Below are 24,307 nucleotides of genomic sequence, written 5' to 3' on the forward strand. Positions count from 1 at the left end.
AAACAATTATTTCAGATCACTGCTTTTTTAAACTCCCGAATCAGTGCCGGCTGACCGGTAATCACTCCTGATACCGCAACGCCATAGATCCCGATCTGCCGTAAGGGCAAAACATCTTCAAGGGTGACACTGCCAATGGCAAAGATCTTCGGAATCTCCAATGCTTTTTCCTCCAGATTTTTAATAATTTCCCGGTACCCTTCAAAGCCAAGAACAGGACTCAGTTTTTCTTTGGTAGCTGTAAACCTCAGCGGCCCCAGACCAATATAGTCACACGGCTCATTCATTCTCTGAAGAACATTATGGATGGTATTGGCTGTCCCTCCTATTATTCTATGATCGCCCAAAATCAGCCTTGCTTCCTCAATTGAGGTATCATTAAGCCCTAAATGAACGCCATCTGCATCGGCTTCTTTCGCCAATTGAATATGATCATTAATGATAAGGACGGCCCCATATTCTGAACACAGCTTTCTTGAAACTTCACAAAGCCGGGCCAGCTCATTTTGCGGAGCATTTTTCCACCGGACCTGAATCCACTGTATTCCGTTATCCAGAGCATTTTGTATATTAAACTCCTGTTCTTTCCTGGTATTCCCCTGTGATATGTACTGTAATTTCTCCATTGTTAATTTCTTTACACCGATTACAAAAGAAGATTTCGTTGGCATTTTTCAAAGACCTGTAAAGGATGTTTACTTTCCCAGACCGCACCCAACAAAGCCACTCCGTCTACTTTATGGCCTGATATTTCCCGGATATTATTTTCATTGATCCCGCCCAGCGCAATCAGTTTTACATCAGGATTATTTCTATGGGATATTTCATGAATGATTTCCGTATTTTCACCATATCCTTTTTTTGAAATACTTGGAAAAACCGGGCTGATAAAAGCATATTCCCATTCTTTCCCCAGCTCATTGTACGTTTCAATATCATGAACGGATGTTGAAACGGTACCCTTACCGGTGTACCGTTCATAGTCTCCGTTCTTCCCGGCCTCTTCCCTGAAGTGAAAACGTGAAATTCCATAATCATCGGCTACTTCATAATGACTGTGCAATACCAGCTGAGGATAAAAAGAGGCATCAATCCTGTCAAGAAACCCGGTCAGTTCATTTCTGCCGGTCAAAGGTTTCCGGATATGAAGCAGGCTCAGCCCGCTCCGGAACAATTGATTGATCGTTTCCGCTTCATCAGGAATGATCAGCTCAGGAGTGATAACTACGATCATATATAAATTTCTTTTCCTTTTTCTATAAACTCCTGTGATTTACCCAGCATTCCTTTTTCAGCAGATTCCCTGATCTCCTGGGTAATTTTCATGGAACAGAATTTAGGACCGCACATGGAACAGAAGTGGGCAATCTTTGCACCTTCCGCCGGAAGAGTTTCGTCGTGATATGCTCTGGCGGTATCCGGATCTAATGAAAGATTGAACTGATCTTCCCAGCGGAACTCAAATCTTGCTTTGCTCAATGCATTATCCCTGTACTGTGCGCCGGGATGCCCTTTTGCCAGATCAGCTGCATGAGCTGCCAGTTTATAGGTAATTACCCCATCTTTCACATCTTTTTTATTGGGAAGTCCCAGATGTTCCTTTGGTGTTACATAACACAGCATGGCACAGCCGAACCACCCTATCATCGCTGCTCCGATTCCGGAAGTGATGTGGTCATAACCCGGAGCAATGTCTGTGGTAAGCGGTCCTAATGTATAGAACGGCGCTTCATGGCATTCTTTAAGCTGCTTATCCATATTCTCTCTGATCATATGCATCGGAACATGGCCGGGACCTTCAATCATCACCTGTACATTATGTTTCCACGCAATTTTCGTTAGCTCCCCTAAAGTTTCCAGTTCGGCAAACTGCGCGGCATCATTGGCATCTGCAATCGATCCGGGGCGGAGACCGTCGCCGAGAGAAAAAGCAACATCATATTTCTTCATGATCTCACAGATCTCTTCAAAATGAGTATACAGGAAGTTCTCCTTATGATGGTAAAGACACCATTTAGCCATAATGGAACCGCCTCTTGAAACAATTCCTGTCACCCTGTTAACGGTTAAATGAATGTATCTCAGTAACACCCCTGCATGAATGGTAAAATAAGACACGCCCTGCTCTGCCTGCTCAATCAGAGTATCTTTAAAGATCTCCCACGTCAGGTTCTCAGGAATTCCCTTTACTTTTTCCAGTGCCTGATAAATAGGAACCGTCCCAATAGGAACCGGGCTGTTTCTGATGATCCATTCCCTGGTTTCATGAATATTTTTTCCCGTGGAAAGATCCATAATGGTATCTGCTCCCCAGCGGCATGCCCATACTGCTTTTTCAACCTCTTCTTCAATGCTTGACGAAACAGCACTGTTTCCGATATTGGCATTGATCTTAACCAGAAAATTCCGTCCGATAATCATAGGTTCACTTTCCGGATGGTTGATATTGTTTGGAATAATTGCCCTTCCTGCTGCGATTTCATCTCTTACAAATTCCGGGGTAATTTTATTTTTGGGAGTATTCGCTCCGAAACTGTTTCCCGGATGCTGAAACGCCATTTCTTTTGAGACGGATTCCAGCTGCCCGATCTTCTGGTTTTCGCGGATTGCGACATATTCCATTTCAGGGGTGATGATGCCCTGCTTTGCATAATAAAGCTGGGTCACCTCTTTTCCCTCCCTTGCAACTTTAGGGTTATGGTTATAGGAAAAGCGCAGTTCATCAAGACCTGGATCTGCAAGACGGGCTTTACCGTATTCTGATGTAATACTGTCCAGAATCTCAACATCTTCCCTGTCAAGAATCCACTGCTCCCGGATTCTCGGCAATCCTTTCAGAATATTAATTTCTGAACTTTCGTCTGTATAGGGACCCGAAGTATCGTAAACCGTTACCGGGAGATTACTTTCCAGAGTACCGTTACTGAGTTTTGTAGGACTTAGCTGAATTTCGCGCATGGCAACCTTTACAGGATGCACTGTACCTTCAACATAGATTTTTTTAGAGTTCGGAAAAGGCGAACGTGTGATTGAATGAGCCATAAGTGTATTTTATTAGCCGCCCTGAGCAGCAGTGATGATTAATATTGAATCTTTATCGCTGAGAATAGTCTCTGCCCAGGCAGACAGCGGAATAATACGGTTATTGAGCGCTACGGCAATCCCTTTTTTCTTTCCTGGTAATTCCAAAGCGATGAGTGCTTCCAGATTTTCAGGAAGTATGGCAAATGTTTTTCGGGTGTGGTTGATTGTAAGTTCCATTCCTAATAATTTAAATACACTTTAGGAATGGCCGTTATTGTACAATAGAATGTACAGCAAAAGTCACCTACTTTTCCCTACGCTGGTATGATCCAGATCAGGTTCAAAGGGTAAAGTCTCAGTCTGTTGTTTACAGACACCCCTAAAGTATGGGACGAAGTTAGTTATTTTTTTCAGAACGGGCAAAATTAGTCTGCAAACAAAAAAAGCGATGGAATCCCACCGCTTTCTGTATTGAATATTATTTTTTTATTATTTCTTAATGATTTTATGGGCCGATTTTGTTCCGTCTTTATATTGAACATTAAGAATATATAATCCTGTCTTAAGCTCTGATAAATTGATTTCTGAAGAAACATCATCTACCGTTCTGATCATTCTTCCTGAAATATCCGTCACAGAAACGGATTTCACTTTTTCTATATCAGAAATAGTGATCACATCACTGAATGGGTTCGGATAAACTTTCAGAGGATCTTTTTTAGCCACTTCTGAAGTTCCCAAAGTTTGGGGTTCATAAGAAACGTTATCGATAGAAAGGCTTCTGGCAGGTGTTCCGAGATTTTTCAGAGCCAGTTGGGTTACCCCTGCCGGTAAAGCCGGAATATCAAAAGAAAATGGATATACAGTATTAGTACTGGCAACACTGAACGTTGTTAATTCAACAAAATTATTTGATGTATCCAGATAACCGATCTGAAGAATACCTCCTGCTGTTACAGAAGCCAAAGCATCAAATTTCAGTTTGTATTCCCCCGACTGAAGTGTACTCATTGGAGGAAGTGTAACATAACCGATATAAGAAGTTCCCGATGTCCATAAATAGAGAGTCTTACTTCCTGTAATCGTTGTACTGTTTGAAATGTGACCTCCGGTGGTAGTCCCTAAATTAGTCCAGCAGGCAGGTAAAACACCAGCAACTCCATTCACAGTACCCTGATAGTCTTCAAATCCTTCAAAATAAGCTCCGGGAAGAGCGTTGCATTGCGTTGCAAAACTTGTGACTGAAGACCAGCTGCTTTTCTCAGTTGGGCTGCAGACTGACCGTACCCACACAAAATAGTTGGTATTCGGCTGCAGTGATAAGTTTGCAGAAAGTCCGGCTATACCCGTTTGGCTGGGAGGGGTAGAAGAATCGGGAGCTGTATTGGAAGTGGAATAATACACATCATATCCGTTCCCGGGAGAAGGAAATGGGGCATTCCAGTTTACAGTAGCGGCAGTGGTGGTTATTCCGGTTACCGTGATTCCTGAGGGCGCGAAACAGGTTGGTGGTATCCAGGTATAGGTCAACCCTTCCGTTGGCATTCCGGGAATAGCGTTTGTCGTATTAAATGACTGACTGCTAGTGCTGGAATTTCCTGCTGTGGAGTTGATGAATTCCAGAGATGAGGCATTAAGCCTGTTATTAAAATCGCTGGTTGAACTTCCCCTCAGCCCGATCTGAACAGTTGAGGAAACGGCAGTGCTCCCTACTAAAAATGATCCGCTGCTGTACGTTGTTTTGATGATATTAGAAGTTTCCTGCAAAATAACCTGAAAGGAGAAAACATAGACAGAAGTTGTTGAAATACTGTAAGAAGGTCTGAAATCTTTCCACTGTATCACCACTTCCCGGTTGGGAGCAGTTCCTCTTACATCCCAGCTGATATTTCCGGTTGTATTACTGATGCTGAATACACTGTTAAGATCCTTTCCCCAGGCAGAAATAGCCCCACTGTATCCGGTAGTAAGAGATGATATAGGGGAATAAGTACTGCCGGTAGGAGCTGTTGAGCCAAAGGTTACAAATCCGTTTGTGGAAACATTAAGGGAATTATAGACAATTCCGTTAAAAGCAAAATCAAAAGGCAGACTAACCGGATAAATGGAATCATCGAGGCTTGTAGAGGATGTATTCCCTGTGGCTTCCGCTAAAACAGTCCCTGAAACAGGAGTATACGTTTCAGATGATTGAGAAAATACATAACTGCTTACCTGTGCATAGGTCATACCCGTACCACCTGACAGGGCAACCAACCCCAGTAAGGCACTCTTTAAATAATTTATTTTTTCTTTTCGTTGAGAAAAAAACTGATAAAAATGCTTCATAATGAATTATATTTAATTACAACTAATATACATTTTATTTATCAATATTTCATTATAATATAGAATATATTAAAAATAAATCATTAAACATGAATAAAATTAAAATTATCAACAATAATAATGTTTAGACAAAATAAAATACTACGGATGAGCCAAAAAAAGAAATCCTGCAGATACTGCAGGATTTTTATTCTAGTCTTCACAAGCTCTCCAGACGGCATCATTCTGCGGAACGGGAGCCGTAATTTCAATTTTCTCTTTAATTACCGGATGGATAAACTCCAGTTTTCTTGCATGAAGATTAATACCGCCATCGGGATTGGAACGGGGAGAACCATATTTGAGATCTCCTTTGATGGGAACCCCTGTTTTGGAAAGCTGGGCCCGGATCTGATGGTGCCTGCCGGTTTCAAGATCAATTTCAAGAAGCATATAGTTATCCAGTGTTTTGATCACATGGTACGTCAGAATTGCTTCTTTGGCCCCTTCCGTTGCTTTGGGAAATACAATTGCTTTATTGTTTTTCTCGTTTTTCTTTAAATAATGAACCAGTCTTTGGGTTTGCGGGATCATTTCTTTCCCCACTACCGCCCAATAAGTCTTTTTAATCTCCCTGTTTTTTACCATCTGGGTAAGGCGGGAGAGCGCTTTGGACGTTTTGGCATAGATCACCAAGCCCGAGGTAGGGCGGTCTATACGGTGCACAAGGCCGAGGAACACATTCCCCGGCTTGTTATCTCTTTTTTTTATAAAATTTTTGATGGTTTCCAGTAATGACTCATCACCGGTTTTATCACCCTGTACCAGTTGCCCGACTTTTTTATTCACCACCAGTAGATGGTTATCTTCATACACAATCTGCTCCTCCATGATCTTATTTATCGGGGTCTGTTGGTCAGTGAAAGAATAATTCCCCCTAAAAGCCCCAGCGTTTTAATGAATGAAAGTTTTGAGCCTTCCGGTAAAAACGCCCCCACAACACAGATGAGCGCAGCAGCATACATGGCATAGGACAGGTTTTTGTTCAAAAACAAAGGTGCCTGAATAAAGAAACTGGCTCCCATGAGTACATAAAATATTTTTCTGGAAAGAAGTTCGTTGATTGCCGGGGAAAACAGATTGAACCAGCCTACTGCAAGACATATAAGTGCTGCAATTGACAACATTCCCTGGAGTGATTTCTGTTGACTGTTCATAGATTAATAACTTTCATTCTCATTTGGAAATTCAACACTCTTTACATCTTTCACATATTGGGATACAGCTCCCGTAATTTCAGTATAAAGGTCGAGATATCTTCTCAGGAATTTAGGACTGAATCCTTTGTTCATTCCTACCATATCATGATATACCAGAACCTGCCCGTCACAGTCTGCACCGGCACCGATTCCGATAGTTGGGATAGAAATACTTTCCGTCACTTTTTTAGCCAGCTCAGCCGGAATTTTTTCCAGAACAATAGAAAAACATCCTAATTTTTCTAAGAGCTGTGCATCTTCGATCAGTTTTTCAGCTTCTGCTTCTTCTTTTGCTCTTACTTTATAGGTTCCGAATTTATAGATAGACTGCGGAGTTAATCCCAGATGTCCCATCACGGGAATTCCGGCATTGATGATTTTTTTGATCGATTTGGAAATTTCTTTTCCACCCTCAATCTTCACAGCGTGTGCTCCGCCTTCTTTCATCATTCTTACCGCAGATTCCAATGCTTTTTCAGGATTGCTCTGATAAGTTCCGAAAGGCAGGTCTGCTACAACCAAAGCCCTGTCGGTTCCTCTTACCACACTTTGAGCGTGATAAATCATCTGATCCAGGGTAATAGGCAATGTAGTTTCAAAACCGGCCATTACATTGGCAGCCGAGTCTCCGATCAGGATGGCATCCACTCCTCCTGCATCTACCATTTTTGCTGTGGTAAAATCGTAAGCGGTAAGCATGGTTATTTTTTCCTTGTCGAATTTCATTTTACGCAAGGTTTCTGTGGTAACTTTTTTAATTTCAGAATGAACAGACATAATGTATCTATTTTTAAAAGTTAAAAAGTCGGCTTGCGCCGACTTAAATTTTTGTATGATTTTTATAAAACTACGTGACCCAGTTTCATGAGTTTGTCGTGATTCAGGATTTTGATATTTCTGCCGTCTACCTCGATGAGACTGTCTCCTTTAAATTCGGAGATCAGACGGATGGCACTTTCGGTAGCCGTTCCGATAATGTTGGCAATCTCTTCTCTTGTTAAAGAAATTTTGATGAACCCTTCAGGATCAACTCCCAGTTTCTGCTCCAGTAACAGTAATATTTCCGCCAGTCTTTCCCGAACGGTTTTCTGGGCAAGGAAAGTGATGGTATTGGAAGATTCTCCCAGTTCGTAAGCGATTTTCTGAAGCATAACAAAAGACAGCTGCGGATCTACCTCAAGAAGATACATGAAGATGTCTGCAGGAAGGAAAATGCATTCAATATCCGTCATAGCCTCAGCCTTTGCCTGGAAATTTTCCCCGCAAAGCAATGAACGATAGCCGATGATGTCCCCCTCTTTGATAAACCGTAAGATCTGGTCTTTTCCGAAAGCTCCTGATTTGGATAATTTAGCGGCTCCTTTTTCAAGAACGAAAACACCTCTCGGCGTTTCTCCATCTTCGAAAATGGTATCATGTTTCTGAAAACTCAGTCTTTTTTTGCCGTTAATATATTTTTCAAAATCTGCACTGGAAAGTCTTTCCTTAAAAGATTTATCATTAAAAACCCTGGCGAACCTCTCTTCAATTGCAATCTGTTGTTCCTGCGACATTTTATATGACATTTATCACAAAAATAGAACTTTTTAACTCGATAAACAAAAAAAATTGTTATAATTTTGTAGTTCAATATTTTAGGGAGGTGAGCGAGAACTGTTTTCATTGTGGTCAAGGTATAGAAAAAGAGAGAATTCTGTTTGATGAAAAGACTTTCTGCTGCAACGGCTGCAAGTCTGTATACGAGATTCTGAATACCAACAATTTAAGTAATTTTTATGAACTTAACAAGAGGGCAGGAATCCGTCCGAGCGACGAAAGTTCTTCACAGTTTGATTATCTTGACACTCCGGAGATCTTCGAAAAGGTTACCGATTTCTCTGAAGGGAACACCAGCCTTGTCACTTTCAAAATCCCCGTAATTCACTGTTCATCATGCATATGGCTACTGGAAAGTCTTCATACCCTGAATAAGAACATCAATTACTCTCAGGTTAATTTCACCCGTAAGACCTTACAGATCTCGTTCAACCATAACGACTTCAAATTAAGTGAACTAGCTAATTTTTTAACGAATTTAGGATACAAACCCGTCATCAGCCTTGAGACCGCAGATAAAAATGTGGATCATCTCGATAAATCGCTGCTGGTAAAATTTGCAATTGCCGGATTTGCATTCGGAAACGGAATGTTCCTGGCATTCCCCGAATATGTGGGCGGAGAAGATTACTGGATGGAACATTACAAAGGGCTTTTCAGAGTACTGATGTTTCTTCTGGCCTGTCCTGTTGTTTTCTATTCGGCCTCGGATTATTACAAATCCGCATGGTACGGACTGAAGAACGGAATTGTAAACATTGACGTTCCCATCGTTCTTGGCATCTTTGTTTTATTTGGAAGAAGCATCTATGAAGTGGCCACCGATTACGGTCCGGGATACTTTGATACCTTGTGCGGACTTCTCTTCTTCATGCTGATGGGTAAGATTTTCCAGAAAAGAACATACAGCGCGCTTTCTTACGACAGGGATTACAAATCATTCTATCCTATTGCCGTTACCAAAGTTGATTTTGAAGGAAAGCAGGACAATATTCTTCTTTCTGAAGTAAAAGTAGGAGACCGAATTCTCGTAAGAAACCAGGAAATTATTCCCGTAGATGCCATCCTGATCAATGGGGAAGGAAATATTGACAACAGCTTCATCACAGGAGAAAGCGTAAGCATCAGTAAACAGCCGGGAGATAAGATTTTTGCCGGAGGAAAACAGATCGGATCTTCACTGGAGCTGGAAGTCATCAAAGATGTGGATCAAAGTTACCTCACCCAGCTCTGGAACAAGGAAGCTTTCAAAAAGCATGAAACAGGACTTGACACGCTCACCAACAGCATCAGTAAATATTTCACATTCATTATTTTAGGGATTGCCGTAATCGCCGGAACGTATTGGGCATTTATTGATCTGGAGAAGATGTTCCAGGTAATCTCCGCTATCCTGATCATTGCCTGTCCATGTGCTCTCGCTCTATCCGCACCGTTCACTTTCGGACACATTATGAGGATATTAGGCCGTAATAAGTTTTATGTAAAAGATACTCTGACGATTGAAAAAATCGCCAAACTTGATACCATTGTTTTTGATAAAACCGGAACAATTACCCACCGAAAAAAATCAAATATCAGGTATGAAGGCTCTGAAATCAGCGAATTTGACAATCTGAATATTAAGACTTTACTGAAAAACTCCAACCACCCGCTTTCCAAATCCCTGTATGAATTCATTGAAATAAATGATGATTATTTCACTGTTGAAAACTTCAGGGAAATTTCAGGAAAAGGATATGAGGCCGAAGTACGCGGAACCCTGTACAGAATAGGGTCTGCACGATACAACAACCAGGAGCCCAAAAACCTGGAAACCGCTGTATACATCAGTAAAAACGGAGAATTTCTGGGTAAATTCATTTTCAAAAATGAATACCGTCCAAAACTGAAAGAACTCTTCACAAAACTTACAGACTACAAAATATTCATCCTGAGCGGAGATAATTCTTCTGAAGAAAACCAGCTTAAAGACCTTATCCCAAATTTCAGGGGAATGGCGTTTAACCAAAGCCCGGAAGACAAGCTGAATTACATTAAAAATCTTCAGGATCAGCATCTTAAAGTAGCCATGCTTGGAGACGGCCTTAATGATGCGGGAGCGCTCAAACAAAGCAATGTAGGAATTGCAATTGCCGACGACACGAACAGCTTCACTCCTTCATCCGATGTTATCATGAATGGTGAAAAAGTAGTGACCTTAGATAACTATCTGAATGTATGCAAAGGCTCTATTACAATTGTGAAAATGACATTCATAATCAGCTTCCTTTACAATATCGTAGGCTTAAGTTACGCAGTTACAGGTCATATGCATCCGCTTTTCGCTGCAATCATCATGCCAATCAGTTCGATTACTGTTGTTACATTTACCACACTTGCTACCTGGATTTTAGGCCGGAAATATTTCAAAAAAGGGGCTTAAACCCTCTTATTTAGACTGATTTTAAATTAGCTGAAATCCGCATTTCGTGATGAATGTCATTATTTTTCACTAAATTTGAACCCCGAAAATAGGTTAATTTTGTTGTCCAATGGATATTCTATATTTAATGATCGTCTGCAGTGTTTCTTTAGCTGCGATCTTCCTGGTCGTATTTATAGTGTATGCCAGAAAAGGGCAGTTTGAAGATGACGAATCTCCTGCTGTCCGGATTCTTTTCGATGATGAACGTGTCAGAGAGAATGATGAAAATGGCGACAGAGATAAAGACGAAAAAGAAAAAGGAGAGAATAAATAAATTTGAGAAAAATAGTGAATAGTTGATATGGAAACACAAAAGTTTAGTTATGACAACAGTATTGTCCGTGCGTTCCTCTATGCGACCATCATCTTTGGTTTTATAGGGTTTACGTTTGGGCTTACGGCGGCATTAATGCTTTTCTACCCTGAATTACCCGAGTTCTTTTTCGGAACTGATGATACAACCATCAATAGTCTTGCATCGGGCAATATTCAAGGGCTAATAAACACTCATGGTGCATTTGGTTTTGGTAGAATCAGAATGCTGCATACCAATACCGTAATCTTTGCATTCGTTTGTAATATCGTTTATGTGGGGGTATACTACTCTACACAGAGATTATTAAAAACAAGAATGTATAGTGATACATTGTCATGGATTCATTTCTGGACCTGGCAGCTTATGATCGTTGCGACGTTCATTACCTTCTTTATGGGAATCAATACATCAAAAGAATACGCTGAGCACGAATGGCCGATTGATATATTAATCGCTATCTCGTGGATTATTTTCGGGGTAAACATGATTATGACGATTGCCAAGAGAAGAGTAAGACACCTTTATGTAGCCATCTGGTTCTACTTAGGAACATGGGTTGCAGTGGCAATGCTTCATATTTTCAACAACCTTGAAGTTCCATTATCATTCACTGGCTGGAAATCTTATTCTGCCTATGCAGGTGCAAAAGATGCCATCGTACAATGGTGGTACGGTCACAATGCAGTAGCATTCGTACTTACGACTCCGGTTCTCGGTTTAATGTATTACTTCTTACCAAAAGCTGCAGACAGACCGGTATTCTCGTACAAACTGTCTATTATTCACTTCTGGTCTTTAATTTTCGTATATATCTGGGCTGGTCCTCACCACCTTCAGTATACAGCACTTCCGGCATGGGCACAGGCTGTGGGAACAGGTTTCTCAATTATGCTTATCGCACCGTCGTGGGGAGGAATGCTGAACGGACTCCTTACTTTAAGAGGAGCATGGGATAAAGTAAGAGAGAATCCTATCCTTAAGTTCTTCGTAGTAGCGGTAACATGTTATGGTATGGCAACTTTCGAAGGTCCGCTTTTGGCAACAAAAAACATCAACAAAATCGGTCACTTCACAGACTGGGTTATTGGTCACGTACACTTAGGAGCTCTTGGATGGAATGGTTTCATGGCATTCGGGGTTATCTATTACCTGGTACCGATCATGTGGAGAACAAAACTTTGGTCTGTAAAATTAGCAAACTGGCATTTCTGGTTAGGGACATTAGGAATCATTTTCTATGCAGTACCAATGTATATTTCAGGATTTACACAGGGATTAATGTGGAAGCAGTTCAATCCGGACGGAACCTTATTATGGAAAAACTGGCTTGATACCGTTACTGCAATTATTCCTTACTTCAAAATGAGATTCTTAGGAGGTCTGTTCTATATTTCAGGAGCCATCTTAATGATCGTAAACGTAATTGCTACGGTAAGAAAAGGATCATTCCAGAAAGAAGTTCCTGCTGAAGCACCTGCTTTAGCCAATATCGGAAACAAACGTAAAGAAGGGGAAGGATTCCACCTTTGGCTGGAAAGAATGCCAATGTTATTAACAGTTCTATCTTTATTCACGATTTCAATCGGTAGTATGGTAGAAATTATCCCTACCCTATCTCTTAAGAAAAGTGTACCTACCATTTCAGCGGTAAAACCTTATTCACCACTTGAACTGGAAGGTAGAGACATCTATATCCGTGAAGGATGTAACGCCTGTCACTCTCAGATGATCAGACCGTTCAGGGATGAGATCGTAAGATTCAACGGTAAAAACGGACAGTACTCCAAAGCAGGGGAGTTTGTATACGACAGACCATTCCTATGGGGTTCTAAGAGAACAGGACCGGATTTACACAGAGAAGGAGGTAAAAACCCAAGTTCCTGGCACTACAAGCACATGTACAACCCAAGATCTACCTCTGCAGGATCTATCATGCCACGTTACCCTTGGTTAATCTATACTGACCTGAACAGATCTAAAATGGTAGACAAACTGAAGCTGATGAAGAATACATTTGATGTACCTTACACCAAAGCTGAAATTGACTCTGCGAACACATGGGCAGATAACCAGGCGAAGAAAATTGTAAAAGATATCTTCTCTGAAGCAGCTGACCTTAAGAAGGAATATGCCAAAAAACCGGAAGGAGAACTGGAGAAAAAAGAGATCGTAGCACTTATCTCTTATCTTCAAAGGTTAGGTACAGATATCAAGACGACTGAAATCAAAACAGCAAGTAATAACTAAAAACATTAAAAGGTTCACATGATTCCTCAGAACTTTAAAGATATATTATCCAATACAGAAAACGCTGGTTTCTACCAGACGCTGGCTCTGATTTTCTTTTTGCTGTTCTTCGTAGCTTTGGTAATCTATGTTTTTAGCAGGCCTAAAAAATATTACAAAGAAGAAGAAGAGGCTCCTCTGGGGGATGATGAAGATGACGATTTTAATTTAAAAAATTAAACTATTTATTATGAAACAAAGAACACCTGTTGTTGTAAACATCTTAATAATAACCGGACTTTTAATAGTTTTTTATTATTTATTTGTACAGAGCTACTCGTTCTTAGCCTCTCCTTATTTCTGGGGAACTGTTGTGATCAGTGCCATTTTAGCATACATCCACAGTGCTATCGGGGATTTGATTGAGAATAACAAATTCAAAAAATTATCTCCGGAAGAAAAAGCAGCTTATCTTGCAGAAAAGAAAATCCCATTCTTAAAAAGAATGTATGATGCAGCTTTCAAAAAGCAATCTGAAACTGAAGAGAAAGACATCCTTATTGACCACGGTTTCGACGGGATTATGGAGCTTGACAACCAGTTACCTAAATGGTGGGTAGGTTTATTTTACTTTGGGACTGCTTTTTGTATTGTATATATCGCAGCTTACTCTTTCACCGATTTTGCTCACCCGCTAAGCGAGTATGAGAAAGAATACAAAGAACAGATGGCTGCTATTGATAAGTATATGAAAGAACAGCCTCCTGTAACGATTGAATCTGCAAAATATTCCGCAGATAACATCGCAGCCGGTGAAGAAGTATTCAAAACCAACTGTGTATCTTGTCACTCTGAAGGAGGTAGAGGAGGTATCGGGCCAAACCTTACCGATAACTACTGGCACAACCAGCCTGAAAAAACCCTATTCAAAAACGTATTCCACGTGGTTGAAAACGGGGTAACAGGTACGGCAATGCAGGCCTGGGGTAAAAATGGGGTATTAACCGGTACAGACATCCAGAATGTTGCAGCCTATGTATACCACATCAACCAGGAACAGCAGCCGATTACTCCTGCTCAGGGCGGTGCTCCACCATATGGAGATGAAGCTCACTGGGAAAAAGAATAATTTAAAAAATTAGAAAACATATGAAAAAAACATAATTTGTTATTAGATTAAAAAATAGTAACGAATTATGTTTTTTCTTTTTTAAAACATACACAATATGTCAGACATAGAAGAAACAGAGGTACGAGGCGGACAGGGACAGGTTCTGGACCCTGAAACTTACAGAGATTCTATAGGGACAATGGAGCAATCCGGAAAAAGAAAATGGGTATTTCCAAGGAAGCCAAAAGGAAAATATACCAATTATAGAAATATTGTAAGCTATCTTTTATTAGTTGTTTATTTTACCATACCGTTTTTGAAGATCAATGGAAACCCATTCTTCCTCTTTAATGTTATCGACCGGGAATTCTTTATTTTCGGACAGCCATTCTATCCACAGGACTTTTTTATCCTGACCTTAGGTGCTATTGCTTCTTTAATTTTTATTATCGTTTTTACGATTGCGTTCGGAAGAATTTTCTGCGGATGGATATGTCCTCAGACAATTTTTATGGAATCGATCTTCCGTAAAATAGAATATCTTATTGAAGGCGACCGCAACAAGCAGATGAAACTGGACAGACAGGAATGGAACAGTGAAAAGATCTGGAAAAGAAGTCTGAAATGGTCTGTATACATTGTGATCTCACTCATCATTACCCATTTTATGTTCATGTATATTGTGGGCTATGAAGAAGTAATTAAAATTGTATCCGAAGGACCGTTTGCCCATCCTACGAACTTTATGGTAATGATTCTCTTTACGGCTGCGTTTTACTTTGTATTCGCATGGTTCAGAGAGCAGGTATGTACGCTGGTATGTCCGTACGGAAGATTACAGGGAGTTCTGATCGATAAGGATACCATCAATGTTTTTTACGATTTTAAGAGAGGGGAAAACAGATCAAAATGGAGAAAAGGGGAAGACAGGAAAGCAGAAGGCAAAGGAGACTGTATAGACTGCCACCAATGCGTTGTGGTATGTCCTACGGGAATTGATATCCGTGACGGGCAGCAGCTGGAGTGCATCAACTGTACCGCCTGTATTGATGCCTGTGATGAAGTGATGGAAAAAGTAGGTCTTCCGAAAGGGCTGATCAGATATGCTTCCGAAAACGAAATTGAAAAAGAAACACAGTTCAAATTTACTGGAAGAATGAAAGGATTTACCGTATTCTTATTCCTGCTGGTAGGATTTTTAGGATTCCTTCTTTATAACAGAGGAGAAATGGAGGCTAAATTCATTAAACCTGCCGGAAGTACATTCTTCGTAAGAGACGGAAAAATTACCAATACGTACAATTACACCTTCCTGAATAAAACAAACGACAAAAAGATCGTAACGATAAAAGTCATTGATCCTGCTCACGGGGAAATTACTTACAGTGCTTCCAGCAAGATCGAGATAGAACGCGATAAAATTTCAAAGGGAACCATCAATATCAGTTTCCCGGAAGGTGAAATGAAACTTTCCAAACAGAACATCACTATTGGTGTTTATGATATGAAAGGAAAGCTGGTAGACTCTTACCAGACTTATTTTGAAGGACCATTCAAACTGCAATTTTAATTTTAAAAGATGAAAAACTTTAGTTGGGGACACGGTGTTGTTATTGCATTATTCGCATTCATCGTTTTTATTTTATCCATGTTGTTTCTCTTTCCGAACGGACAGAAAAATTCTGAAATGGTAACGGACAATTATTACGAGGAAGAACTTCAGTATCAGGATGTAATCGATGCCAAGAAAAGAGCGGATGAACTGCAGGAAAGGCCGGTATACAGCCAGGCCAAAGACGGAATCAGAATCACGTTTCCAAAAGATTATAACAATACCAATACTACGGTAAAATTTGTTTTAAACAGAACCGACGACCAGAATTTAGATATCAAAAAATCTGTACAGCTTGATGCCGGCCAGTCTTTTGTAATTCCTTCCCAGGTTTTAAAGATGGGAAATTACACCTTAAGACTGTCATGGACCAGGGATAAAACAGACTACCGAATGGATTATGATGTGATATGGAAATAGGACTTGTTGTATCGGCTGTCGCTTTAGGATTTGCTTCCGGTTTTCACTGTATCGGAATGTGCGGACCTATTGCCCTGTCGATGGGACTTACCAAAAAACAGGCAGCTAATTTTTATCTTCAGAACCTTACCTACCAGTTTGGCAGGATCTTTACCTATTCTCTTTTGGGTGCGATCCTGGGCATTGTAGGGGAAGGGTTTGAAATGGCAGGCTTCCAGCAGTATCTTACCATTACGGCAGGAATTCTCCTGATTGTTATGGCTTTATTTTCTTTTGGCGGAAAAGATTTTGCTTCAAAGATTCCTTTTCTTTCAGGATTTTTATTTTCAGTAAAATCGAATTTGGGACGGCTTCTTCAGAAAGCAGATTACCGGTCGAGATTTACCACCGGGATCCTGAACGGTTTCTTACCCTGCGGAATGGTGTATATGGCCCTTACGGCTAGTCTTGCAGGCGGAGGAATATGGCAGGGCGCTGTATATATGGCTTTATTCGGGCTGGGAACCCTTCCGTTCATGTTTGCGGTAGTTCTGGCCGGAAACCTCATGAATCAGGCTTTCAGGCTGAAAGTGTTAAAGGCTTTTCCTGTGATTATGATTATTCTCGGAGGATTGTTTATCCTGAGAGGTCTTGAGCTTGGAATTCCTTATATCTCACCAAGAGCCGAAGCCATGGGCATCTCCAAAGATCATAATGGGGCAAACTGCCACATTGAAGGACACGACCATACCTCTTCAAACTGTCATTAAACCGGGTTATTTCATTTCCAATGAGGAAAATATTTTTTATATTCATTATCAGCTTTTTTATCCTGCAGTCGTGCAATGTAACCTCTGAAATTGTTTACCATAAAGATGCTTCTTCCACTTCTGTAACCGATATCGATATGAAAAGATTTATCGCTGAAATGAAAGCCGCCACCCCGGATTCCCTGAGAGATAAGAATGAGTACAGCGATCTGGATAAATTCCCGGCTGCCTGGACCAGCCTTCAGGAACTGGAACAAAAGAACAGAGATGTAAAGGACACAGACCCGGATCACATCCGGATCATGAAAAAGATCTTTATGAAAACCAACAGGGAAAATAATGAACCTACCGGTGTTTCTCTGAAAACAGAACACTTTACCCGCGATGATTACTCAGTACTCAGCCATTATATTAAAAATGAGAAGCTGCCCGTCGATCAGAACCTCTTCAATATCTGGGACGGAAAAACCCTCACCATCAATACAGAAAATTTCAATCTGAAAAATATTGAAGCTGCAATCATCTCCAAAGCTTCCAGAGACAATCCTCAAAAAGTGGAAGGAATGATGACGATGTTCTTTAAAAACATCAGCACAACCCTGAGGTTTGAGAATAAAATAAAATCGATTACAGGGAAGCACGACTGGTTTAAAAAAATTGATGATTACTCCGTAAAGATCAGTTATGATCTAAAAACGATTTATGATCAGGATAAACCATTCAAAAATGCAGATAAGAGCATTGTGATCGTTACAGAATAACAGAGACTGCTGAATTCAGCAGGTTTTTTTATTGGTATCCGTTTTGTAATAGTATATTTTCAACCACAAAAAATTTTAATAATGATCAAACAGATGCAATGGATATGGGTGGCGGTACTTTTTGCTGTGCTGCAGTCCTGCTCCATTAATACAGAAACCACTTACTATAAAGACTCTGCTACCAGTATGCAGTCCAATATTCTTATGGATAAAAGCGTCATGGGAATGATGAGTATGATGGGTACAGATTCACAGAAGCTTAAAGAACTGGATCGTCTTCCCACAGAATGGAAAAGCCTCTATAATGTTCAGAAGAATGGGAAAATCACCATTAATGAAGACTCTGCAAAAGCCCTGAAAAAGCTCTATATGAAGGTAAATAAAGATAAAGGAGAAATCCTGGGACTTTCTTTAAAATATGATAAGCTGATGCCTTCAGAGATTACCCAGCTCCTGAACAGTGACAAACGTCTGAAAAAAATTCCGCTTCAGGATATTGCCGTATGGAACGGAAAATCGCTGACTATCAATACGGATAAGTTTAATTCCGACGGAATCCTTAAAATGCTGGAAGAAAAAGATCAGCCCGAGAATACAGTTCCCCAGTCTAAAAGCGATTCCATTGAAGCGTATGGAAAGCAGATGGCTTCAGGAATGGCCGGAATGCTCAGAATGTTCAATCTTACGTTTACCAATACCCTGAAATTTCAGAAACCCATTAAAAAAATCGAAGGAAAGCATGATTTTGTAAAACAGATCGATAACAAAACAGTTCAGATCACAGTAAGATCAAATGATCTGATTGACAATAAAAATCTTGTTGATAAAGATAAAAAGGTAATCATTACTACCGAATAAAATAATAACCCATCGGATTCCGATGGGTTCTATTTTTATCTTGAATTCAGGATAAGAATTTATAAATCGTACACATACATGCATGAAAAGCAATTATCATTAATGATAACCAAGCTCAGTTTTTTAATATCTTCTTACCGGAAGTACAATCATATTCTGAGGTTTTACCATATCTGTGCTGATGATATCACCATTCATCTGGAACGTAACATCAAATGCAGAATTCTCATTCTTTTGGGTAGAAGTCCATATCGAACTACCTCCCAAAGCTAAAGAAATATTAGCCTTTTTAAGTTCTTTGGAAAGCGTAAGCAATTCTTCACTTGAAGGGAGAAACCAGTCAGAAACACCTCCTCTTACCAGATCAAGGCATACTTTAGCTGCACAGTTAGCTCCCGGATTGTTATTTGCAATGAGGGTTGAATTTTCGAGTCCTTTACCAAAATCATGTAAAGTACCGGAAATATAGAGATTTAAATCTCCCCAATTGGCTCCCTGTGCGCTGGTTCCGTAATATACTTTCTGCGGATGAATTTCCATATATCTCCAGCCGTCTTTATATTCACCTTTATCATAGCCAACATAAGCACCAGAAGTACCGAAATATCCGGTTGTTTTGAAAGAAGTTTCTGAAGTGTAGGTATATTTACCGTCAGCTGTCTTTATGTATCCCCTTACATAATAAGTTGTAGCCGGCAGCAGGCCGGTAACGGTTACTTTATAATCTGTTGTCCCTGTGGTATAGGTATCCACAGAAGGATTATTACCTTTAGTAGGATTGGGTGAAGTAGAGTAAACAAATCCCGGAACTTCAACCTGCCCGTCCTTCTGCTCAATACGTCCTCTGAACAGAGCGGTTGTCGGGAAAATATCACCTGTCACTCCTATTGTATTCTTTTTCTCCGGCACTGTTACAACCGGATCTATAATGATTTGAGCCGGATCATCATCACTCCCGCCACAGGAATAAAAAAATAATGCTATGAAAGCATACAAAACGAAATTTAATTTCTTTTTCATGGTTAAGTTTTAGCCGCAAAAATAATAAATTTATTTAAACAAATGAATCAAGAAAAAACCTCCTATCTTACGACAGGAGGATTCTATTTTAAATAATTGATTTCTGTTTAGCTGATCAGATCAAATCTCGCATATTCTGCAATTTTCTTAGGAAGTTTAATTCCTTCTGCTGTCTGATTATTTTCAAGCAAAGCCGCCATAATTCTCGGAAGAGCCATTGCAGATCCGTTCAGCGTATGAACCAGCTGAGATTTGCCATCTGCTTTGTAACGGCACTTCAGACGGTTGGCCTGGAAAGTCTCAAAGTTAGAAACAGAGCTCACTTCCAGCCACATTTCCTGTGCTGCGCTCCACACTTCAAAATCATACGTCATTGCAGAAGCAAAACCGATATCTCCACCGCAAAGTCTCAATACCCTGAAAGGAAGTTCAAGATCGGTAAGGATTTCTTTGATATGCTCTACCATTTCTTCCAGAACAGCATAAGAGTTCTCAGGTTTTTCTATTCTTACAATCTCTACTTTTTCAAACTGGTGAAGACGGTTCAGACCTCTTACATGAGCCCCGTAGCTTCCGGCTTCTCTTCTGTAACATTGTGAGAAAGCCGTATTTTTTACCGGAAGATCCTTTTCATCGAAAAGTACATCGCGGTAAAGGTTTGTCACCGGAACTTCTGCCGTAGGAATCAGGTATAATTTATCTTCGTTAATATAGTACATCTGCCCTTCTTTATCCGGCAGCTGGCCAGTTCCGAATCCGGAAGCTTCATTCACTACGTGAGGCGGATTTACTTCCGTATATCCCTTGTCCACATTTTTATCTAAGAAATACTGAACCAAAGCCCTCTGAAGCCTTGCTCCTTTTCCTAAATACACAGGGAAACCTGCACCGGCAATTTTCACACCCAGTTCAAAATCGATCAGGTTATATTTTTTAGCCAGTTCCCAGTGAGGAATCGCTCCTTCACCAAGACCTTTCACATCATGAGACTGATAAATGATTTCATTATCTTCAGCAGAAGCACCGCTTTTTACCAGTTCATTCGGAATGTTCGGAAGCTGATACAGAATATTCAATAGTTCCGTTTCTTTTACTTCCAGCTGAGATTTCAATTCTGAGCTCGACTCTTTGTACTCTGCTGTTTTAGATTTTGCCGATTCCGCTTCTTCTTTCTTTCCTTCCTTCATTAAAAGTCCAATTTCCTTGGAGATTTTATTGATCTCGGAAAGCTGGGAATCTAATTCAAACTGGATTCTCTTTCTTTCGTCGTCAGTAGCAATAGCTTCGTCTACCAACTCAAGATTCTTGAATTGTCTTTTTTTAAGACCTTCTAAAACGCGTTCTTTATTGTCGCGCAAAAAATTGACTTGTAACATTTTATTTAGATGTTAAATATTAGCAGGTTAAACTTAAACACTAAGCCAACCATTTTACAAATTTAAAATTATTTTACGATAGTAACCGTATTTATTGAATTGGGTTCGTCCGCTCCCTTTGAAAATACCGGACTTCCGTTGTATAATACTTTTGAAACCTGGAATAAGGACGGTGTCCACCGGTAGTCGATTATCATGACATCGCTTTCTATCACCGTCTGATCACCCACTTTCTTGGAATAGGTAAAGGTCATCCTGGAACGGTAATTTTTACTGTCCGGGCTGATGGAATCAAATACGATTCTTTTGGCACCGGCCACATACTCAAAATAGTACAAAGAATCAGCCGTCATTTTGAGTGAAACAGGAACGGGTGAAACATCTTTGTCTCCATCTATATCATTCACGGCATATGCTGTATAAGATCCCGGTTTTTTGGCATTCAGCAGGTCCTGTCCGGCTCCGTTCTTTACATAGATGTTCATGATCTGATCTATTCTCTGCAGAGAATCATCATCACTTCCGCATGAAATCAGTAAAAAAAGGATGGCAGTAAGTTTTGCCGCAAAAAAATATTTGAAGTTGAATTTCATCAGCTGTTAATTTTCAATAATCTTTTTTATGCAAATGTATAATTATATATTTGTTCATGTAATATTTTAACATGTTTTTAAACAAACTCAAAAGAATAAACGGCAGCCATGTTACCACCATCTTCAAAGGAAACTTTATTTCAAAGTTTGTTCTGGTGATCGGGGGGCTGCTGCTGGCTAAATATTACGGGTCTTCCGAGTACGGTATTTTCAGTATTTACCTGAGTATCATGAGCATATTCGCCATCGTTCTGAGCCTTGCCCAGGAGCACCAGATCATGCTTGAAGGAGATGAGCAGGATATCAATAATAATTTCAGCGCTTCGGGCATTATTTCCGCGGGCGTTACTCTGTTCAGCTTTCTGCTGGTTCTTATTCCCTTTCATATTTCCAAAGATATTCTGTTCTTAGGGATCTTTTCGGGATTCATTTATCTTTTTACCAATAATGCCAAGTTTCTTCTGGCTAAGAAAAAACGTTTTAAGCAGGTTTCCATACTCACGGTTATCGATTCTGTGGTGAGTTTTCTGTTTCAGGTGATATTCGTTTTCTTTAAAATAGAAAACGGCCTCGTTATCGGAAGCCTGATCGGTTTTCTGACCGCTTTTTTTGCAGCGATTTATTATTCCGGAGCATATTTTGTAAAGCCTGATTTTCGGAGGTACCTTGCCAATACGAAAAAGAGACCGGAAATTTTTAAATACACCTACCCTTCCACGCTGATCAATGCGCTTGGCAATAATATCATGCCGATCCTGATCTCATTATATTTTGCAGATTCCCTGCTTGGAGAGTATTCTTTAGCGGTAAAAATCATGTCTGTTCCCCTTCTTCTCATATCATCTTCCATCGCAACGGTATATTATCCGAAAGCGGCTGAAATCAACAACAGGGGGAACAGCAGAAATGAACTGTTTGCCTACACCAGGAAGATGAGCCTGATGAATTTTTATATTATTTTTGCGCTCTATCTTCTCATCAATATAGCCGGAATACCGGTTCTGAAGCTGTTTTTCAACAAAAACTGGGAGCATCTGGGGCTGTTTATTTTCCTGATGTCATTCGGGTACCTTACCCGGAGTCTTATCAATCCTATTTCGGATGTATTGCTGATCCTGAAAAAGAGCAATGTTGCCCTGGTTTTCAATATTTATCTTTTCCTCGCGAATATTGCTGCGATTTTCATTGGAAAAGAAAAAGGAATCAGCTATCTGGTGGGTATTTTTTCCCTGTTTTTGTTTTTAGGCTATGGATTTTTGTATTTTTACATCATGTTTATGCTGAAAAAGAATGAATCCGATTAAAAAATTTATTGAGTACCAGATATTTCACAGAATTAATAATTTTTTCTACCCGCAGTATTACCGTCAGAAGTACGAATACATGGTACCTCATGTTCTTTTTTTTCAGTATACCGTTCCGCAGAAATTTCTGAGAATCAACGGGAGGGTTCCGTGGCCGGTACATTTTACATCAGAAGTACGCGCCCATCAGAATATAAAGAAAGGGATTTTATGTGATCCTGGAGATAACCCGAATATCTATATCCAGGCGACCAACGGTATTATTATCGGAAACAATGTAGGATTCGGTGCCGGAACATCCCTTATTTCTGCGAATCACAATCATAATGATCACAGCATCCACGACAAATGTCCGCCGATCACCATCGGTAATAATGTATTTGTGGGCACCAATTCGGTGATTTTGCCGGGCGTTACTATCGGAGACAATGTGGTGATAGGCGCAGGTTCTATTGTGGCTAAGGATATTCCGTCGAATTCCATTGCGGTAGGAAATCCCTGCAGGGTGATCAAACAAAAAGAACCTTATATTGAAGACTTTTCCAAAACGGTTTTTAACAGAAAACTGCCTGAAGGCTTCAATTTAAAGTTCTAAATGTAATGTTATGCGATATTTTTAAGCAATACCTGCTGCCCAGCTTTTTTCAAGCGGAAGTAAGAAATGGCTTAAAAAATCAAGATAGGTATTTTTAGAGAAGTCAAAAACCTGAATATCTTTAGCTAATTCGCCGTTTCTTAACCGGGTTTTAAAGTCGATTAACTTTAATGTTTTCACTTCACCGTTTTCTACAAAGCTGGCTTTCATCCTGTCGAAAAGTCCAAGCTTATATTCTTCATCAATCTCTCTCATCACTTTCCCTAAGGCATCAATGCTGCAGCCTGAAGCCATTTCTTTCTCTTCGTCTACGCAAACCACAATAAACTGGTTTTTCTCGATTTTAAATGAGGAAGAAAGCGGTTTTCCGTGAGCTGCCCATGTAGCAAGGAAATCGAACAGTTTTTCAGTAATTATTTTAGCTTCTTTTGTTTCAAAAGGTCTTGATGCCGGGTATATAATCACTCTGTAATCGTTGGTTTCTACAATATTGGATTCTTCAATTTTCATATCTAAGCATTTATTTTTTTACCGGATATGATGTCCATCTGCATTCCTGCTTACCGGCAAGAAAGTCAGGTAAGAAGATATCATATCCTGTCAATTTTTAAAGTATAAAATTAAGAAATATTCCTGATCAGAGAAAAGAGTAATAAGAATTTAAATTTTTAAAATTAATCGCAATGATAGACCAGAATGAATAATTACAGTGT

General features: G+C 40.0%; 25 protein-coding genes and 1 riboswitch. Of the genes, 12 read left to right on the plus strand and 13 right to left on the minus strand.

The features are described from left to right. Positions 1 to 11 precede the first annotated feature (11 nt). From thiE to AC106S_RS13300, 9 genes are all read right to left on the minus strand, one after another. Positions 12 to 626, minus strand: a complete 615-nt coding sequence (gene thiE, locus AC106S_RS13260; RefSeq protein ID WP_482439729.1) for a thiamine phosphate synthase — start codon at positions 624 to 626, stop codon at positions 12 to 14. A 20-nt stretch (positions 627 to 646) separates the two neighbouring features. Continuing rightward, on the minus strand, positions 647 to 1,234 hold the full coding sequence (locus tag AC106S_RS13265; RefSeq protein ID WP_482439731.1) for a thiamine phosphate synthase: 588 nt from the start codon (positions 1,232 to 1,234) through the stop codon (positions 647 to 649). Continuing rightward, positions 1,231 to 3,042, minus strand: coding sequence for a phosphomethylpyrimidine synthase ThiC (thiC, locus tag AC106S_RS13270; protein WP_482439733.1), 1,812 nt, complete (start codon positions 3,040 to 3,042; stop codon positions 1,231 to 1,233). The genes AC106S_RS13265 and thiC overlap by 4 nt, the downstream gene beginning before the upstream one ends. A gap of 12 nt (positions 3,043 to 3,054) precedes the next feature. Beyond that, the gene (thiS, locus tag AC106S_RS13275) at positions 3,055 to 3,261 is read right to left on the minus strand and encodes a sulfur carrier protein ThiS (protein ID WP_482439735.1); all 207 of its coding nucleotides are present in this window, start codon (positions 3,259 to 3,261) and stop codon (positions 3,055 to 3,057) included. Positions 3,262 to 3,318: 57 nt separating this feature from the next. After that, positions 3,319 to 3,415: riboswitch (TPP riboswitch) on the minus strand. Between the two features lie 98 nt (positions 3,416 to 3,513). After that, complete coding sequence (locus AC106S_RS13280) at positions 3,514 to 5,352, minus strand: T9SS type A sorting domain-containing protein (RefSeq protein WP_482439737.1); 1,839 nt, start codon at positions 5,350 to 5,352, stop codon at positions 3,514 to 3,516. Between the two features lie 192 nt (positions 5,353 to 5,544). Beyond that, on the minus strand, positions 5,545 to 6,225 hold the full coding sequence (locus AC106S_RS13285; RefSeq protein ID WP_482440603.1) for an RluA family pseudouridine synthase: 681 nt from the start codon (positions 6,223 to 6,225) through the stop codon (positions 5,545 to 5,547). A 5-nt stretch (positions 6,226 to 6,230) separates the two neighbouring features. Next, positions 6,231 to 6,548, minus strand: a complete 318-nt coding sequence (locus tag AC106S_RS13290; protein WP_482439739.1) for a hypothetical protein — start codon at positions 6,546 to 6,548, stop codon at positions 6,231 to 6,233. A 3-nt stretch (positions 6,549 to 6,551) separates the two neighbouring features. Beyond that, positions 6,552 to 7,367 (minus strand): 3-methyl-2-oxobutanoate hydroxymethyltransferase, encoded by an 816-nt coding sequence (gene panB / locus AC106S_RS13295; RefSeq protein WP_482439741.1) that lies wholly within the window; start codon positions 7,365 to 7,367, stop codon positions 6,552 to 6,554. 62 nt (positions 7,368 to 7,429) lie between these two features. Then, positions 7,430 to 8,143 (minus strand): Crp/Fnr family transcriptional regulator, encoded by a 714-nt coding sequence (locus AC106S_RS13300; RefSeq protein WP_482439742.1) that lies wholly within the window; start codon positions 8,141 to 8,143, stop codon positions 7,430 to 7,432. An 89-nt stretch (positions 8,144 to 8,232) separates the two neighbouring features. Between AC106S_RS13300 and AC106S_RS13305 the strand changes: the two genes are divergently transcribed. The 10 genes from AC106S_RS13305 (at position 8,233) to AC106S_RS13350 (ending at position 18,706) form a co-directional block, all read left to right on the plus strand. Next, positions 8,233 to 10,611, plus strand: a complete 2,379-nt coding sequence (locus AC106S_RS13305) for a heavy metal translocating P-type ATPase (protein WP_482439744.1) — start codon at positions 8,233 to 8,235, stop codon at positions 10,609 to 10,611. Positions 10,612 to 10,720: 109 nt separating this feature from the next. Beyond that, complete coding sequence (gene ccoS, locus AC106S_RS13310; protein WP_482439746.1) at positions 10,721 to 10,927, plus strand: cbb3-type cytochrome oxidase assembly protein CcoS; 207 nt, start codon at positions 10,721 to 10,723, stop codon at positions 10,925 to 10,927. Positions 10,928 to 10,954: 27 nt separating this feature from the next. Beyond that, on the plus strand, positions 10,955 to 13,216 hold the full coding sequence (gene ccoN / locus AC106S_RS13315; RefSeq protein ID WP_482439748.1) for a cytochrome-c oxidase, cbb3-type subunit I: 2,262 nt from the start codon (positions 10,955 to 10,957) through the stop codon (positions 13,214 to 13,216). An 18-nt stretch (positions 13,217 to 13,234) separates the two neighbouring features. After that, complete coding sequence (locus AC106S_RS13320; protein WP_062698701.1) at positions 13,235 to 13,435, plus strand: CcoQ/FixQ family Cbb3-type cytochrome c oxidase assembly chaperone; 201 nt, start codon at positions 13,235 to 13,237, stop codon at positions 13,433 to 13,435. Positions 13,436 to 13,445: 10 nt separating this feature from the next. Further along, the gene (locus AC106S_RS13325) at positions 13,446 to 14,324 is read left to right on the plus strand and encodes a c-type cytochrome (protein WP_482439750.1); all 879 of its coding nucleotides are present in this window, start codon (positions 13,446 to 13,448) and stop codon (positions 14,322 to 14,324) included. A gap of 97 nt (positions 14,325 to 14,421) precedes the next feature. Continuing rightward, a complete protein-coding gene (gene ccoG, locus AC106S_RS13330) occupies positions 14,422 to 15,876 on the plus strand; it encodes a cytochrome c oxidase accessory protein CcoG (RefSeq protein ID WP_482439751.1) in 1,455 nt (484 codons plus the stop codon). 9 nt (positions 15,877 to 15,885) lie between these two features. Continuing rightward, positions 15,886 to 16,338 carry a FixH family protein gene (locus AC106S_RS13335; protein ID WP_482439753.1) on the plus strand — a complete coding sequence of 151 codons (453 nt, stop codon included), beginning with the start codon at positions 15,886 to 15,888 and terminating at the stop codon, positions 16,336 to 16,338. Continuing rightward, positions 16,329 to 17,087: a sulfite exporter TauE/SafE family protein gene (locus tag AC106S_RS13340; protein ID WP_482439754.1), complete on the plus strand. Its 759-nt coding sequence runs from the start codon at positions 16,329 to 16,331 to the stop codon at positions 17,085 to 17,087. Before AC106S_RS13335 ends, AC106S_RS13340 begins: the two co-directional genes overlap by 10 nt. A 20-nt stretch (positions 17,088 to 17,107) precedes the next feature. After that, a complete protein-coding gene (locus AC106S_RS13345) occupies positions 17,108 to 17,848 on the plus strand; it encodes a hypothetical protein (protein ID WP_482439756.1) in 741 nt (246 codons plus the stop codon). 81 nt (positions 17,849 to 17,929) lie between these two features. After that, a complete protein-coding gene (locus AC106S_RS13350) occupies positions 17,930 to 18,706 on the plus strand; it encodes a hypothetical protein (protein WP_482439757.1) in 777 nt (258 codons plus the stop codon). 123 nt (positions 18,707 to 18,829) lie between these two features. Here AC106S_RS13350 and AC106S_RS13355 read toward each other — a convergent pair whose 3' ends face one another. The 3 genes from AC106S_RS13355 to AC106S_RS13365 all read right to left on the minus strand — a co-directional run bounded on the left by AC106S_RS13355 (position 18,830) and on the right by AC106S_RS13365 (position 21,695). Beyond that, complete coding sequence (locus tag AC106S_RS13355) at positions 18,830 to 19,726, minus strand: hypothetical protein (protein WP_482439759.1); 897 nt, start codon at positions 19,724 to 19,726, stop codon at positions 18,830 to 18,832. Between the two features lie 107 nt (positions 19,727 to 19,833). After that, positions 19,834 to 21,102 carry a serine--tRNA ligase gene (serS, locus tag AC106S_RS13360; protein WP_482439760.1) on the minus strand — a complete coding sequence of 423 codons (1,269 nt, stop codon included), beginning with the start codon at positions 21,100 to 21,102 and terminating at the stop codon, positions 19,834 to 19,836. Between the two features lie 68 nt (positions 21,103 to 21,170). Further along, positions 21,171 to 21,695: a hypothetical protein gene (locus tag AC106S_RS13365; RefSeq protein WP_482439762.1), complete on the minus strand. Its 525-nt coding sequence runs from the start codon at positions 21,693 to 21,695 to the stop codon at positions 21,171 to 21,173. Positions 21,696 to 21,766: 71 nt separating this feature from the next. Between AC106S_RS13365 and AC106S_RS13370 the strand changes: the two genes are divergently transcribed. Both AC106S_RS13370 and AC106S_RS13375 read left to right on the plus strand, forming a co-directional pair. Next, positions 21,767 to 22,999 carry an oligosaccharide flippase family protein gene (locus AC106S_RS13370; RefSeq protein WP_482439764.1) on the plus strand — a complete coding sequence of 411 codons (1,233 nt, stop codon included), beginning with the start codon at positions 21,767 to 21,769 and terminating at the stop codon, positions 22,997 to 22,999. Continuing rightward, positions 22,986 to 23,594, plus strand: a complete 609-nt coding sequence (locus tag AC106S_RS13375) for an acyltransferase (RefSeq protein ID WP_482439765.1) — start codon at positions 22,986 to 22,988, stop codon at positions 23,592 to 23,594. Before AC106S_RS13370 ends, AC106S_RS13375 begins: the two co-directional genes overlap by 14 nt. Before the next feature lie 21 nt (positions 23,595 to 23,615). Here the strand turns inward: AC106S_RS13375 and AC106S_RS13380 are convergent, their stop codons facing one another. Further along, complete coding sequence (locus tag AC106S_RS13380; RefSeq protein ID WP_482439766.1) at positions 23,616 to 24,104, minus strand: hypothetical protein; 489 nt, start codon at positions 24,102 to 24,104, stop codon at positions 23,616 to 23,618. Positions 24,105 to 24,307: the final 203 nt, after the last annotated feature.

It is taken from the genome of Chryseobacterium sp. FR054 (assembly GCF_056844565.1).